The sequence below is a fragment of the Tsukamurella paurometabola DSM 20162 genome, assembly GCF_000092225.1.
GTDB classification, from domain to species: Bacteria; Actinomycetota; Actinomycetes; order Mycobacteriales; family Mycobacteriaceae; genus Tsukamurella; species Tsukamurella paurometabola.
Genome location: NC_014158.1, coordinates 2,114,007 through 2,128,332, shown reverse-complemented (window position 1 = coordinate 2,128,332; position 14,326 = coordinate 2,114,007). Strand labels below are relative to the sequence as shown.

At 67.2% G+C, this 14,326-nt stretch carries 15 protein-coding genes; 6 read left to right on the top strand and 9 right to left on the bottom strand.

The window, feature by feature from the left end; all coding sequences use genetic code 11:
* The 6 genes from hisI to hisH are packed head-to-tail and all read right to left on the bottom strand — an operon-like array spanning position 1 to position 3,649.
* Complete coding sequence (gene hisI, locus TPAU_RS10225; RefSeq protein ID WP_013126676.1) at positions 1-360, bottom strand: phosphoribosyl-AMP cyclohydrolase; 360 nt, start codon at positions 358-360, stop codon at positions 1-3.
* Positions 357-1,133, bottom strand: coding sequence for an imidazole glycerol phosphate synthase subunit HisF (hisF, locus tag TPAU_RS10220; RefSeq protein ID WP_013126675.1), 777 nt, complete (start codon positions 1,131-1,133; stop codon positions 357-359). The genes hisI and hisF overlap by 4 nt, the downstream gene beginning before the upstream one ends.
* Positions 1,134-1,170: 37 nt before the next feature.
* Positions 1,171-2,034, bottom strand: a complete 864-nt coding sequence (locus TPAU_RS10215) for an inositol monophosphatase family protein (protein ID WP_013126674.1) — start codon at positions 2,032-2,034, stop codon at positions 1,171-1,173.
* Positions 2,034-2,768: a bifunctional 1-(5-phosphoribosyl)-5-((5-phosphoribosylamino)methylideneamino)imidazole-4-carboxamide isomerase/phosphoribosylanthranilate isomerase PriA gene (priA, locus tag TPAU_RS10210; RefSeq protein WP_013126673.1), complete on the bottom strand. Its 735-nt coding sequence runs from the start codon at positions 2,766-2,768 to the stop codon at positions 2,034-2,036. The genes TPAU_RS10215 and priA overlap by 1 nt, the downstream gene beginning before the upstream one ends.
* A 9-nt stretch (positions 2,769-2,777) precedes the next feature.
* On the bottom strand, positions 2,778-3,017 hold the full coding sequence (locus tag TPAU_RS10205; RefSeq protein ID WP_013126672.1) for a hypothetical protein: 240 nt from the start codon (positions 3,015-3,017) through the stop codon (positions 2,778-2,780).
* On the bottom strand, positions 3,014-3,649 hold the full coding sequence (gene hisH, locus TPAU_RS10200) for an imidazole glycerol phosphate synthase subunit HisH (RefSeq protein ID WP_041944373.1): 636 nt from the start codon (positions 3,647-3,649) through the stop codon (positions 3,014-3,016). The genes TPAU_RS10205 and hisH overlap by 4 nt, the downstream gene beginning before the upstream one ends.
* Before the next feature lie 174 nt (positions 3,650-3,823).
* Here hisH and TPAU_RS10195 point away from each other — a divergent pair, with 174 nt between their 5' ends.
* The 4 genes from TPAU_RS10195 to TPAU_RS10180 all read left to right on the top strand — a co-directional run bounded on the left by TPAU_RS10195 (position 3,824) and on the right by TPAU_RS10180 (position 8,557).
* The gene (locus tag TPAU_RS10195) at positions 3,824-4,597 is read left to right on the top strand and encodes an enoyl-CoA hydratase/isomerase family protein (RefSeq protein WP_013126670.1); all 774 of its coding nucleotides are present in this window, start codon (positions 3,824-3,826) and stop codon (positions 4,595-4,597) included.
* 2 nt (positions 4,598-4,599) lie between these two features.
* Positions 4,600-6,783: an acetate--CoA ligase family protein gene (locus tag TPAU_RS10190; protein ID WP_013126669.1), complete on the top strand. Its 2,184-nt coding sequence runs from the start codon at positions 4,600-4,602 to the stop codon at positions 6,781-6,783.
* A complete protein-coding gene (locus TPAU_RS10185; RefSeq protein WP_013126668.1) occupies positions 6,780-7,580 on the top strand; it encodes a crotonase/enoyl-CoA hydratase family protein in 801 nt (266 codons plus the stop codon). The genes TPAU_RS10190 and TPAU_RS10185 overlap by 4 nt, the downstream gene beginning before the upstream one ends.
* A gap of 104 nt (positions 7,581-7,684) precedes the next feature.
* The gene (locus TPAU_RS10180) at positions 7,685-8,557 is read left to right on the top strand and encodes a MurR/RpiR family transcriptional regulator (RefSeq protein ID WP_013126667.1); all 873 of its coding nucleotides are present in this window, start codon (positions 7,685-7,687) and stop codon (positions 8,555-8,557) included.
* A gap of 22 nt (positions 8,558-8,579) precedes the next feature.
* Here TPAU_RS10180 and TPAU_RS10175 read toward each other — a convergent pair whose 3' ends face one another.
* Entirely contained in the window at positions 8,580-9,344 is a 765-nt protein-coding gene (locus TPAU_RS10175) for an IclR family transcriptional regulator (protein ID WP_013126666.1), read from the bottom strand.
* Between the two features lie 186 nt (positions 9,345-9,530).
* Between TPAU_RS10175 and TPAU_RS10170 the strand changes: the two genes are divergently transcribed.
* Complete coding sequence (locus TPAU_RS10170) at positions 9,531-10,814, top strand: DUF6986 family protein (RefSeq protein WP_013126665.1); 1,284 nt, start codon at positions 9,531-9,533, stop codon at positions 10,812-10,814.
* Entirely contained in the window at positions 10,807-11,622 is an 816-nt protein-coding gene (locus TPAU_RS10165) for a bifunctional allantoicase/(S)-ureidoglycine aminohydrolase (RefSeq protein ID WP_013126664.1), read from the top strand. The genes TPAU_RS10170 and TPAU_RS10165 overlap by 8 nt, the downstream gene beginning before the upstream one ends.
* Positions 11,623-11,639: 17 nt before the next feature.
* Here TPAU_RS10165 and TPAU_RS10160 read toward each other — a convergent pair whose 3' ends face one another.
* Together TPAU_RS10160 and TPAU_RS10155 are read right to left on the bottom strand one after the other, a co-directional pair.
* Positions 11,640-13,538: a M61 family metallopeptidase gene (locus tag TPAU_RS10160; RefSeq protein ID WP_013126663.1), complete on the bottom strand. Its 1,899-nt coding sequence runs from the start codon at positions 13,536-13,538 to the stop codon at positions 11,640-11,642.
* Positions 13,539-13,603: 65 nt separating this feature from the next.
* Complete coding sequence (locus TPAU_RS10155; RefSeq protein ID WP_013126662.1) at positions 13,604-14,326, bottom strand: aspartate/glutamate racemase family protein; 723 nt, start codon at positions 14,324-14,326, stop codon at positions 13,604-13,606.

Genomic DNA, 14,326 nt, shown 5'->3' with positions numbered 1-14,326 from the left:
TCAGTCCCGGCCGAGTAGAAGGTCACCGTCGAAGCAGGTGTGCGTACCGGTGTGGCAGGCCGGACCGCTCTGCCGGACGGTGAGCAGCACGGTGTCGCCGTCGCAATCGAGCCGGACATCGACGACCCCTTGAGTGTGGCCGGAGGTTTCGCCTTTGACCCAGAGCGAGTGGCGCGAGCGCGAGTAGTACGTACCGCGGCGGGTGGCCAGAGTGAGGGCCAGTGCCTGATCGTTCATCCACGCCATCATCAGTACGTCGCCCGTGCCCTCCTCCTGGGCGATGGCAGCGATCAGTCCGTCGGCGTTGCGCTTGAGCCGGGCTGCGATGGCAGGATCGAGCGACGTCGCGGATGCGCTCATCGGCGCACCACCAACCCCTGCGCGGCCATCTCATCCTTGACCTGGCCGATGGTCATATCGCCGAAGTGGAAGACACTTGCGGCGAGCACGGCGTCCGCGCCGGACTGCACGGCGGGCGCGAAGTGGCCTACCGCACCGGCGCCGCCGGAGGCGATCACCGGAACGCGGACCGCGGCGCGGGCCGCGGCGATCATCCGGAGGTCGAAACCGGCCTTCGTGCCGTCCGCGTCCATGGAGTTCAGCAGAATCTCCCCCACCCCGAGTTCCTCTCCGCGGCGGGCCCATTCGATCGCATCGAGTCCGGTGCCGGTACGTCCGCCGTGCGTGGTGACCTCCCAACCGGACGGAGTGGGTTCGTCGCCGTCGGGAACGGTGCGCGCATCAACCGAGAGTACGATGCACTGCGAGCCGAACCGGTTCGACAGCTCGCGCAGCAGTTCGGGACGGCTGATCGCCGCGGTGTTCACCGAGACCTTGTCCGCGCCGGCCCGCAGTAGGGTGTCGACGTCCTCGACGGAGCGAACGCCGCCACCGACCGTGAGCGGGATGAAGACCTGTTCGGCCGTGCGCCGCACCACCTCGAGCATCGTGCCGCGGCCCGAGCTCGAGGCGGTCACATCGAGGAAGGTCAGTTCGTCGGCTCCCTGCGCGTCGTACGCGGCGGCGAGTTCGACGGGATCACCCGCATCGCGCAGGTTCTGGAAGTTGACGCCCTTGACCACGCGCCCGGCATCGACATCCAGGCACGGGATTACGCGCACGGCCACCGTCATCGGCTCCGCCTCCTTCGAAAGTGTCTGCCTGCCAAGGTCAATAGCTCAAGATTCCAGGGTGGCCCGGTTCGCCTCGATAGTCCGACGGCGCTCCCACGGAGGCGACGATGTCGAGGAGTTCGTCGTACACGCCGGGGCCCCCGGCGAGGACCGAATCGGACCCGGTGTGCCACTCGGTTCCGGCGAGGTCGGTGACCGTGCCGCCGCCCGCGAGAACGAGGGCAGCGCCGGCGGCGTTGTCCCAGGGGTGGTGCCCGAAGACCACGGCACCGCCGAAGACGGCGGTCGCGGTGTACGCCAGATCGACGCCGGTGGACCCGAACTGCCGTACTCGGGCCACCCGGCGTGACACCTCACCGAGGATCGCGAACCGGTAATCGCCCGGGAAGTGTCCGTTGCTGCCGCGACTGAAGCTTCCGACGGCGATCATGGAGTCGACGAGCGATCGCTCGGGCAACGGCGCGAGGGCCTCACCCCGGTTGTACACAGGGCCTTCGACGTGGCCGGAGATCGCATCTGCGACCAACGGGAACCAGGCCAGACCGGCGACCGGGCGGCCGTCGTGCACCAGGCCGAGCAGAGTGCCGGTCGCGGGGAACCCCGCAGAGTAGTTGAAGGTTCCGTCGATGGGATCGAGCACCCATACGGTGCCCTGGTCAACGGGCGGTCCGCCGAACTCCTCACCGTGCACCGGGATTCCCGTTGCGTCGGCGATATCACCGGCGATGCGGCGCTCCAGTTCGAGGTCCAGGTCGGTGGCGAAGTCGGCCGGCCCCTTGGCCACCGATGCGGGCGCACCGACGCCCTCGATGAACCGCGGCGCCACGGCGTCGAGCACCGCGCCCGCGGTGGCGAGCAGGCGGTCGGGGTCACCGGTGAATCCCGTGGGCAGCGCCGCCACTAGCGCGACACCGCCGCCAGCGCCTCGGGCAGCGTGAACCGGCCGGCGTACAGAGCCTTGCCGACGATCGCACTGTCCACTCCGCGGTCGACCAGGGTGGCGATGGCCTCGAGATCGGCCAGCGCGGAGATTCCTCCGGAGGCGACCACCGGCGCATCGGTCGCATCGGCCACTGCGGCGAGCAGGTCGAGATTGGGCCCGGTGAGAGTGCCGTCCTTGGAGACGTCGGTGACCACGTACCGGGAGCAGCCGTCCCGGTCCAAACGGGCGAGGACCTCCCAGAGGTCGCCGCCGTCAGTGACCCAGCCGCGGCCGCGCAAGCGCCACTGGCCATCGATCTGCTTGACGTCGAGTCCGACCGCGATCTTGTCGCCATGGTGGGCGATCGCGCGTGCGCACCAGTCCGGATTCTCGATGGCGGCGGTGCCGAGGTTGACGCGAACGCATCCGGTGGCGAGCGCCGCAGCCAGCGAATCGTCGTCGCGGATTCCGCCCGAGAGCTCGACCTTGACGTCGAGTTCGCCGATCACCGCGGCGAGCAGCTCACGATTCGATCCGGTACCGAAGGCCGCATCGAGGTCGACCAGGTGGACCCACTGGGCACCGTCGTTCTGCCACGCGAGGGCGGCGTCGCGCGGCGACCCGTACGAAGTCTCGCTGCCTGCCTCGCCCTGAACCAGGCGCACGGCCTGGCCGTCGGCGACATCGACTGCGGGAAGAAGTACCAGACTCACGGGGACAGCCTAGTCGGTATCGTCGTGCGATTTTCCGTCGCCGTCCGTCGCCCGGCGGACCATCCTGGTGGAGACGAAGCCCATCGCGCCGACTGCGGCGACCAATCCGGCCGACACGATCAGCAGCCCCACCCAAGGACTCGGCCGTAACACGGTGAGCAACAGGGTGACCAGCCCGAGCACGACCACGGCCGCGCCCATCGAGAACAGGGCCAGGCGACCGATCGAGAGTTCGCGTTTGCCGGTCACAGCACGCCGACCCAGTTGCGCAACAGCGTGGCACCGGCGTCGCCGCTCTTCTCCGGGTGGAACTGCGTGGCCCACAGTGGGCCGTTCTCGACCGCGGCGACGAATCGCCCTCCGTGGTCGGCCCAGGTGACCCTCGGTGCGGTGATGTGGTGACTGATATCGAGCTCCCACTCCTGCGCGGCGTACGAGTGCACGAAGTAGAACCGAGTGTCAGCATCGGTGCCCGCGAACAGTTGCGACCCCTCGGCGGCCTCGACGGTGTTCCAGCCCATGTGCGGCACCACGTCGGCGCGTAGGCGCTCCACGGTGCCGGGCCACTCGCCACAGCCCTGGGTTTCCACACCGAACTCGATTCCGCGCTCGAAGAGGATCTGCATACCGACGCAGATGCCCATGACCGGCCGGCCTCCCGCCAACCGCTCGCCGATGATGCGCTCCCCCTGAACGGCTTTGAGGCCCGCCATACAGGCTTCGTAGGCGCCGACGCCCGGCACCAGCAGGCCATCGGCTTCGACCGCGACCTTGGGATCGGCGGTCACGGTGACTGCGGCACCGGCACGCTCCATCGCGCGGTGGGCGGATCGGATATTGCCGGAACCGTAGTCGAGGATCGCCACCTTCTTCATGGTCATCAGCCTAATCGCCGACGATTCGTGCCCTCTACTGCGGCGCCGCCGATGGCCTCAACACTCAGCCGGACGTCTGAGTTGCATGCTTTGATCTGTCTGCAATTTCAGTTGCATCGAGGTCGATTGTGTAGTTACATGGGCCGCACTCCCCTCGAAGAATCACTGCATAGGAGAACGATGACCACCGTCTGGGTCGACCGTTCGGGTCCGACCGCCACCGTGACGTTGCACCGGCCCGAACGACTCAACGCGGTCAGCGAGGGCCTCTACCAATCTCTGATCGACGCACTCATCGATCTGGACGATGACCCACAGACCCGCGCCGTCGTCCTCACCGGAGCGGGACGGGCGTTCTGCGTCGGCGCGGACCTCAAGGCGCACGGCTCGGCCACTCGCAGCCGCGTCGAACAGGCCCACTATCTGGACCTGGGACAGCACGCCTGCGAACAGATCCAGACGATGGGCACACCGGTGATCTGCGCCGTCAACGGATACGCCCTGGGCGCAGGTGCGGAGCTGGCTGTGAGCGCGGACTTCCTCATCGTGGCCGACGACGCGCTCATGGGCTTCCCCGAAGTAGGTCTGGGAACCTTCGTCGGCGGTGGAGTCACGAACCGTCTTCCCCGGCTCGTCGGGCTCCGCCGCGCGAGCGAGCTTCTGGTGCTCGGCGAACGTTTCACAGGTAGCCAAGCCGTCGAGTGGGGGCTCGCGCACAGTGCGCCCGCACCGGCAGATGTGAGCGCAGCGGCGCAAGCACTCGCCGAGACGCTCGCAACGAAAGCCCCACTCTCGCTCGCACATATGAAGGCCGCATTGCGCCGCAATGATTCGCTGGACGTAGCACTGGGCTCCGAACCGCGTGTGTTGCTCGACCTCATGACGACGTCGGACTGGGCCGAGGGCGTGGCCGCCTTCGCCGAGCACCGCACACCGCAGTTCCGGGGGAGATAGCAATGACCGGCACCACCGATCTCCCGGCGGCCGAGACGACGCCCACCAAACGCGGTCCCATGGCGCGACTGTTCGACCCACGGTCGATCGCCGTGGTCGGAGCCTCCACCGATCCCGCCAAACGCGGTTACCAGAGCATCCGGGCGCTCCAGCGATCCGGCTACCGTCACCCGATCCATCCGGTCAATCCACGCGCCACGCGAATCCTCGGCCTCGACGTCGCGCCCTCCGTGGAAGAGCTCCCCCGCGATATCGATGTCGCGCTCATCGCCCTGCCCGGCCCATTGGTCCCGGACGCACTGCGCGCCTGCGCCGGCGTCGGAATTCGGTCGGCGGTCGTTCTCGCCAACGGCTTCAAGGAGTCCGGCCACGCCGGCGCCGCGCTCGAAGCCGAACTCGCGGCAGTCATCGCCGAAACCGGTATTCGCGTGATCGGTCCAAACACCTCGGGAATCATCAACGCGAGCACTGGCGCGAATCTGGTTGGCCTACTGGATATCCCACAGGGACCGATCAGTGTGGTCACGCAGAGCGGAAACATGCTCCTGTCGCTCGTCAACGACGACCGAGCGCTCCAGGGACCGGGATTCCATGTCTACGCGGGACTGGGCAATCAGGTCGATGTCAGCTACGCCGATTGCCTTACCGCGATGGCCGAGGACGACCAGACGGGCGCCATCGCCGTTCACGCCGAGGGCTTGATCGATGGGCGCGGCTTCCTGGTCGCGGCGGCACGGGCCGTGGCAGACACTCCCGTGGTCATGGTGCGCGGAGGGCGGTCCGAGATCGGACGACGTACCGCGCTCTCCCACACCGGCTCGGTCGCCGGATCCGACGCCGTAGCGACGGCGGTCCTGCGCCAAGCCGGCGTGGAACTGGTCGATCGTTCCGATGAGCTGGCGGTGGTCGCGGGAGCTCTTGCCGCGACGGTACCGGTTCAGGCCGGCCGCAGTATTGCGATCCTCGCGGACGGAGGCGGCCACGCCACGCTCGCCGCGGACGCACTCGCCGAACTCGGCGTTTCTCTGGCGAACACGAGCGAGCAGACGCAGCACCGGCTGCGGCAACTGCTCGGTGACGCCGCTGCCGTCGCCAATCCGGTCGATGTGGCCGGGGCGACCGATGCCGATCCCACGGTGTTCGTGGACGCGGCACGCATTCTCATGGCGGATCCCGCCGTGGGCCTGGTGCTCATCGTGGGAATGTTCGGCGGATATCATTTGCGGTTCGATGCCGGGCTCCACGCCGCGGAGCAATCCACCGCCGACCGGCTCGCCGATCTGAGTCGGGCCGCTCGTATCCCTCTCGTCGTGCAGAGTTGCTATGCCGCAGCGCCGAATCCGGTGCACGCCCGGTTGCGCACGGAGGGATTCACCGTGGTCAATTCGATCGACCACGCCGCGCGAATCGTCGCCGCCCTCACCCGCCGAGGAGACCGTCTTGGCACCGCCGGACTCCGGTCGGATCTCGCGCTTCCCACTCCGATTCGCGCGCCCGGGGGGCCCGACGCGCCAGGCGGGCTGCTCGACGAGCCGGCCGCGCGCCGGCTCGTCGAGGCCTCCGGAATCGATCTGGGCGCGTGGGCCTTCGCCCGGACCGCGGACGAGGCCGCCGAGGCGGTCGAGGGATTCGATCATCCGTGCGCACTCAAGATCGTTTCCCCCCAAGTGGTGCACAAATCGGATGTGGGTGGCGTGCAGCTGGGGGTTCTTCCCTTCGACGCCGCCGACCGTGCGCGCGCGATGATCGAGACCGTTGCCGCGCGGGCGCCCGGGGCCGAGATCGACGGCCTCATCGTCAGTCCGATGGCCCGGCCGGGTATCGAGCTCTTGGTCGGCGCGATGCAGGATCCGATCTTCGGGCCCGTCGTCGTCTTCGGGAGCGGAGGCGTGCTCGTCGAAGCACTCAAGGACGTGACCTTCCGGGCCGCACCGTTCACCGAACTCGAAGCGCGGGAGATGATCGACGAGACCGCGGTCTCCCGGATGCTCGACGGGCATCGGCATCTGCCCCGGATCGATCGCGACGAACTCGCACGATTGCTGGTCCGGATCGGCGATCTCATCGCAACCCGGCGCGATATCGACGAACTGGACCTCAATCCCGTCATCGCCTCGGCGGACGGCCTCGTACCCGCCGATGTCCGCATCGTCCTGACCTCACAGCACACGGGAGCCCCCGCATGACCGACCCTCTGCTCGTCGACCGCTCGGGCGACACCGTGATCTGGACGCTGAACCGTCCCGAGTCCCGCAATCCGATCTCCGATGACGAGATGATCACGGCCCTCGAGGCCGCTGTCACCGCAGTCAACCGCGACCGCGCCGTGCGCGCCGTGATCCTCACCGCGGCCGGCTCCGCGTTCTCCGCCGGGGGCAACGTCAAGGACATGAGGGACCGCCGGGGCATGTTCGGCGGGTCTCCTGCGGAGATGCGGCAGGGGTACCGCCACGGCATACAGCGCATCCCGCTCGCCCTGTACGACTGCGAGGTGCCCACCATCGCCGCGGTCAACGGCCCGGCGATCGGCGCGGGATGTGACCTGGCGACGATGTGCGACCTGCGGATCGCCTCGACGACCGCGACCTTCGCGGAGAGCTTCGCGAAGCTGGGAATCATCCCCGGTGACGGCGGCGCATGGCTGTTGCCGCGGGCCATCGGTATGGCGCGGGCCAGCGAAATGGCGTTCACCGGTGAACCGATCGACGCACGGACAGCGTGGGAATGGGGCCTCGTCTCGCGAGTCGTCGAGCCCGACGACCTTCTGCCGGCCGCGCACGACCTCGCACGGCGCATCTCGGCGAATCCGCCGCAGGTGGTGCGGATGACCAAGCGTCTCCTCCGCGAAGGTCAGCACCAATCGCTCGGTTCCCTGCTGGAACTGTCGGCCGCCATGCAGGCCGTCGCGCAGCACACCGACGATCACTGCGAAGCGGTCACCGCGATGCTGGAGCGGCGAGCACCGGTGTTCACGGGCCGGTAGTGCAACGGCGCGGCGCCGCACGTGGGACCTCGAGGGATCACACGACGGATAGGATTTCGGCAGGCGTGCCGATCAGACGAGGCAGCGCCGAGAGGCAGGACACCGTGGCAGCGACACCCCCCAGCACCTACATGGAGCTCCGCACCGTACTGCAGGCACAGATGGACCGCTTCGCGCCTGGGCAGCAGCGAATCGCGACGGTAATACTCACCGATCCCGAGGGAACGGCGCTCCGGACGATAGCGGAGACCGCTCGCATCGCAGAGGTTCACCAATCATCACTCGTGCGATTCGCCACTGGTCTGGGGCTCTCCGGCTACCCGGCCCTGGTCAAACTCTGCCGGGAGCATCTCGCCGAACAGGCACACCTCGTCAGCAGGTTCGACCGCGCCGCCGCCGAGCACGAGGACTCGGAACTCTTCCTGGCGGCGGTCGACAACGATCAGCAGAATCTGTCGCGGACCTACGCGCGAATCGACTCGCACCAGTGGAGCCGCACCGTGACCGCCCTGGCGGAGGCACCGAACGTGCACGTCATGGGACTACGCAAATGCCTTGGTGTCGCTCAGATGTTCGCCTACCTGCTGCATATGGTGCGTCCCGGCGTCCACCAGATCGCACCTCCCATGGGAGGTCTCGTGGACCAATTACGAGACCTGCACACCGATGACGTCTTCGTCGGAATATCCATCCGGCGATACACCGCGGACACCGTCAATGCGATGCGCTACGCCCGACGCACCGGACTGCACACGATCGCCCTCACCGACGACGCCGCGTCGCCGCTGGCCGCCGTCGCGGACACGACATTCCTCATCGACACCCATGGCGTCACGATCTTCCGGTCGATGTCGGCTTTCACCTCGCTCATCCAGTCGTTGTCCACGGCTGTCGCTCTCGCACGCGGGGCACGCACCAGGAACGAATTGGCGCAGGACGAAGCCCTGCTCGACGAATTCGAGGTCTATATCCCCTGACCGTCCGCGCGGCGACCGGTGCTCAGCTCTCGCGAGAACCGATGAGGGCGTCCGAGATCACGCGGGTGGCGTGCTCAAGGGCGGGCACGGCGCGATCGATGAAATCGTCGCCCAGACGTGACACCGGACCGGAGATCCCGACCGCCATGGGGGTCGGCGCTCCCGGCACCGCCATCGCATAGCACCGCACGCCGAGTTCCTGTTCCTCATCATCGACGGCGTAACCCTGACTGCGCACCTTTTCGACCTCGGCGAAGACACCCGACAACGTGGTCACACTGTTCGGGGTGGGAGCGGTGATCCCGGCCTGGGAGACGAGCTTGACCACTCGCGCGTCATCGAGTTCGGCGAGAACGGCCTTGCCGACACCGCTGTTGTGCAGGTTCACGCGCCTGCCTGCCTCGTTGTTGGTCCTCATGTTGTGCGGAGAGAGCACCTGACCCGTGTAGATCACCATGTCACCGTCGAGCACGGCGAGACTAGCGGTCTCCTCGAGTTCACCGACGAGAGCTTCCAGAACGGGTACCGCAACAGCGCCCAGCTGTCGATTCGCAACCTCTCCGAGCCGGATAAGCCTGGGACCTAGGGCATATCGCCGATTGGGGAGCTGCCGGACGTATCCGATACCGACCAGTGTCCGTAATAGGCGGTGGATGGTCGGCGGCGGCAACGGCGTGCCCGCCGACAGCTCACTGAGAGAACATTCCCCGCCTGCGCGTCCCATCAGCTCCAGTAACTCGAAGGCGCGCTCCACCGACTGCACCCCGGTGGTGGTCTTCGCCGCCATCGCCCGCCCTCCATGATCAACGCCGATGATCCGTTCCACACAGAGCTTACCGCTTCGCTACCACAACTTGTTCCGTATCACGGAAAGTGTCCCGGGCGACGCTCACCGAGGAAGCTTGTGCGGAGAAACCATCGCACCTAAACTCCACATTACGGAATTTCGCTTCCACCACTCGCAGGAGACCTTATGGCCCCCCGTTCGCTGTCCGAGGATGCACTCGCGTCGATCGACGACCGTCTCGCGCCGACCGACGCGATGCTCGGACACAGTTACCCCGGCGACGACGGCCGCCGACAGCCCGTGCACACGGTGTACCTGCCCGCGGACCGGTTCGCGACCCACACCGCGGCGCACTGGGGCGCCATCGCACTGAGTGCTGCGGAAGCCGGCGGCGGACTCGAGCGGCTGATCACCGACATCGGAATACCATCCGCCGCGAGTGACACACTCGCCGACCTGGTCCGCACCAAGCTCACCGCGGAGCCGATCGAAGACCTGCGACTGGACTTCGAGGACGGCTACGGCGTTCGCGGCGACGAGACCGAGGACGCCGACGTCGCCCGCGCCGCCGATACCGTCGCCCGCGCGGTCGCCGACGGCACGGCCCCACCCTTCATCGGCATCCGATTCAAATGCATGGAGGCCCCCACCCGTCGCCGAGGCCTGCGCACGCTGGACCTTTTCCTCACCGGGCTCCGTGACCACGGCGAGCTCCCGGAGGGATTGACACTCACGCTGCCGAAGGTGACGACGGTGAGCCAGGTCGAGGCGATGGCCGAGGTGTGCGAGAGCCTGGAATCCGCCCTCGACCTCAGCCCCGGCAGACTGCGATTCGAGGTGCAGATCGAAACGCCCCAGGTGATCCTCGGCCGCGACGGAACAGCGCCGGTGGCGCGCCTACTGCACGCCGCCGCAGGTCGGATCAGTGCGTTGCATTACGGCACCTACGACTACTCGGCCGCGCTCGGCATCGCGGCAGCCCACCAGGCGATGGACCACCCCGCGGCTGACCACGCGAAGAGCGTGATGCAAGTCGCCGTCGCCGGCACCGGTGTGCACCTGTCCGACGGTTCGACCAACATCCTCCCGGTGGGCGCCGCCGAGCACGTGAGCGCCGCATGGCACCTGCACGCGCGACTCGTGCGCCGACACCTCGAGCGGGGCATCTACCAGGGATGGGATCTGCACCCGGCACAGTTGCCGACCCGCTACGTGGCCACCTACTCGTTCTACCGCGAAGGCTTCGCCGCGGCATCCGCCCGACTGCGAAACTACGTACACCACAACGCTTCCGGCATCCTCGACGAGCCCGCTACCGCGCGGGCACTGGCACTGTTCATCCACCGCGGCCTCGCCTGTGGCGCGCTCACCGCGGATGAAGTGGAAGCGTCGACACACGTCCCCATCGCTACCGTCCGCGATCTCGCGCTCGGCCGTTCGCAGCAGACCCAGGAGGAGAACAATGGTTGACGCAACGTACTACGCGCCGCAGGGCGGCCTGCCGCCGCAGACCGATCTGCTCACCGACCGGGCGATCGTGACCGAGGCGTACACCGTGATCCCCCGCGGTGTTCTGAGCGACATCGTGACCTCGGTACTGCCCGAATGGACTGGCACTCGCGCCTGGATCCTCAACCGGCCGGTGGCTGGCGGCTCGACCACTTTCGCTCAGATGATCGTCGAGGTCTCCCCCGGCGGCGGCGCCGATCATCCGGAGCCGCAAGAACAGGTACAAGGCTTCGTCTTCGTGACCCAGGGCGCTCTCACAGTGACGATCGGCAACGAGACTCGAATCCTCACCGAAGGCGGATTCGCCTACGCTCCCGCGGGTTCCACCTGGAGCGCTCACAACGCCGCTGAACGCACCGCGGTATTCGTGTGGATCCGCAAACGATACGAACCGATCGCGGGGCATGTGCCCGCGCCGGTCTTCGGAAACGAACAGGACATCGAGCCATCGGCGATGCCGGGAACCGACGGCCGGTGGCGGACCACCCGCATGCTCGACCCGAACGATCTCGCCTACGACATGCATTGCAATGTGGTCACCTTCGAGCCCGGCGCGTCCATCCCGTTCGCGGAGACCCACGTCATGGAGCACGGCCTGCTGATGCTCGAAGGTAAAGCCGTCTACCACCTCAACGGCGATTGGGTCGAAGTGCAGGCGGGCGACTATCTGTCCCTGCGCGCATTCTGTCCGCAGGCCTGCTACGCGGGCGGACCGTCGAACTTCCGCTATCTGCTGTACAAGGACGTCAACCGACAGATCACCCTCTGACCCGTTCGCCGCGGGCCCTACTGCCGCGCCGCGTAGATCTGGCTGAGGTAGTCCGGGGTGCCGTCGATGCGCTGCAGGTGCGGATACCGCAGACCGTCATGGTAGTTCACCTCGACGGTGCGCGTCTGATCGAAGTCCTTCACCTGCAACCGGATCGGCGCGGGATTGGTCTTGGCGGCCTCGATCGCGGTCTGCATCGTCGCCTGCGAGTACGCGGCGTCGTTCACGGATACCACGGTCATCCCGGTACCCACGCCGGCCTTGAACGCGGGGCCGTCCCACCGCACGTCGGTCACCTTCCCGGTCGCCGAGACGTTGAGTCCGATCGAGTACGTGTAATTGACCGCACCCTGCGCCTCCTTCATCTGCGCTTCGAGGAAGGCGCCGGGATTGTTGTCGTACACCAGTTTCCATCCGGTCTTCTCGATGCTTCCGGCGAAGGACTCCTTACCGTCGAGCCGGTCGCGCAGGTACTTCGACCAGTCGTCGGCGACCACGCCGTTGAGGGTCGAGACCACATCGTCGAAGTCGTAGGTCTTCTGCGACTCCCACTTCCCGTCGTCCACACCGAAGAAGGCCCGGGCGAAGTCATCGAGTGATTTGGTGTTGCCCGACAGCTCGCGGATCCGGGCGTCGACGCCCAGCCACACCAGCTGGCCGCCCTGGTAGTAGTCCTCGCTGAGCTGCCACGAGCGGTAGGGCTTCGTGCGCCGCTGCGCGATGATGGGATCGTTCGTCGTGTCCTGCAGGCTGCGCCAGGAGAGCCCGGGGCGTCCGTCGGTGTAGGTGGCCACCACGGCCGCGAGGGCGTCCCGGGAGACATCGGCGGGACGCAGTCCGGACCGGCCGGTGAGGATGTTCCCCCAGTACTGGGTCTGCCCCTCGTAGACCCACATCAGGCTGTCCTGCATCGGCACGTTGTAGTCGGGGGTCCACAGATCAGCGGGACGACGGAACTTCCCGTTCCACGAGTGGGTGTACTCGTGCCCGAGTAGATCGTCGCTGCCGAGAGCGGGGTTCCACCCGGTGAAGTAGTCGGTGGATTGTCCGTTCTCACTGGACCTCTGATGCTCGAGACCGTTCGAACTGAGCTGGTCGGACAACGACAGCAGGAAGTCGTAGCGGTTGTAGTGCTGCGCGCCGTAGAGCTTCACCGCCTGCTGCACGAGCGCCTTGTGCGCCTCGATGTGCTCCGGCTTGGCGTCCAGCTGTTCCGGCGCATCGGCGAAAACCTGCAGCCGCACCGGCACCGCCGCGCCGGGGGCGAGGTCGAACTCCCGGTGGAAGCGGCCCGCGTACACCGGCGAGTCGACCAGCACATCGAGCGGGACGGTCTCGTAGTCGACCGTGTCGCCGTTCTTCCCGGAGGCCTCGAGCGCGGTACCGGCCTGGAAGCCGGGCGGATAGGTCACCTTCGCGGTGAACGGGATCTTGCTGGCCGGCTTGCCCTCCGGATACAACAGCACCGCATTCCACTGCAGGTTCAGCATGTTCGGCGTCATCACGACACGGCCCTGCGTCGTGTCGGTCGGAGTCAGGTACTCGAACGCGGCATCGATGGTCGAAACGCCGTCGGGGACGGTGACCTTAAAGGCGTAGACGTTGAGCGGGTCCCGCTTCCATTCGAGCCGCTTCCCACCGCCCTCGAAGGTGATTCCGGCGATCTTGTCGATCGGCCCCGACGGCGAGTGATTGCCCGGAAGCCACTGCGGGAAAAGCAGTGTGACCTCGCCCGAGCGGACGGGGATCGACTGCTTCACCCCGATGATCCGCTGCGGCAGGTTGGTGGCGTCGACCGACAGGGAGATGGGTTTCTGTTCGGCGTCAGCGCCGCCGTCGCGCGGACCGCAGGCCAGCAGGCCCGCCAGGAGAACGACCACGACGCCGACGGCGCTGATGGAACGAGTCTTGGACACCAGTACTCCTCAATCCCGCAGACAATTTCGTTGATCCTACGAAACGACTGCGGGACCCGCCACCGCTAAACGGAGATTGGCCAGCCGGTCACCGTTTTCGGGCGAGGCGCCGCATAGGTGCGAACCTTGGAGGTGCGCAGGCCCATCCGCACCAGCCCCTCCGCGATCGTAACCGCGGCCCGCACACCGTCGACGATCGGTACTCCCGTTGCCGCCGAGACCTTCTCCTCGAGCTCCGCCATGCCGCCGCAGCCCAGGCAGATCACCTCGGCGTGATCGCGCTCGACGGCCTTCCGGGCCTGCGCGACGATCGCCTCGACGGCTCGATGGGGGTCGGATTCGAGTTCGAGTACGCCGAGACCGGAGGCCCGCACGGATGCGCACCGGGCATCGAGGCCCGCGAGTTTAAGTCGGTCCTCGATGAGGGGCACCGTCCGGTCGAGGGTGGTCACCACGGAGTACTTGTGCCCCAGGTACATCGCCGTGGACGCCGCGGCCTCGGTGATGTCGACCACCGGCACCGGGAGCAGCTCCTGCAGCCCTTCCCTGCCGTGTTCGCCGTAACCTGCCTGGATGACCGCGTCGTACGGCTCGTCGTAGCGGGCCACCGCGTCCATGACGGCGATAGCGGCGAGGTAGGACTCGAAGTTCCCCTCACAGGAGTCGGCCCCGAATCGTGGGGTGATGCCCACGATCTCGGTCCCGGGCGCGGCGACGGCGCGGGCCGATTCGGCGATCGCGGCAGTCATCGACGCGGTGGTATTGACGTTGGCGACGAGGATGCGCAT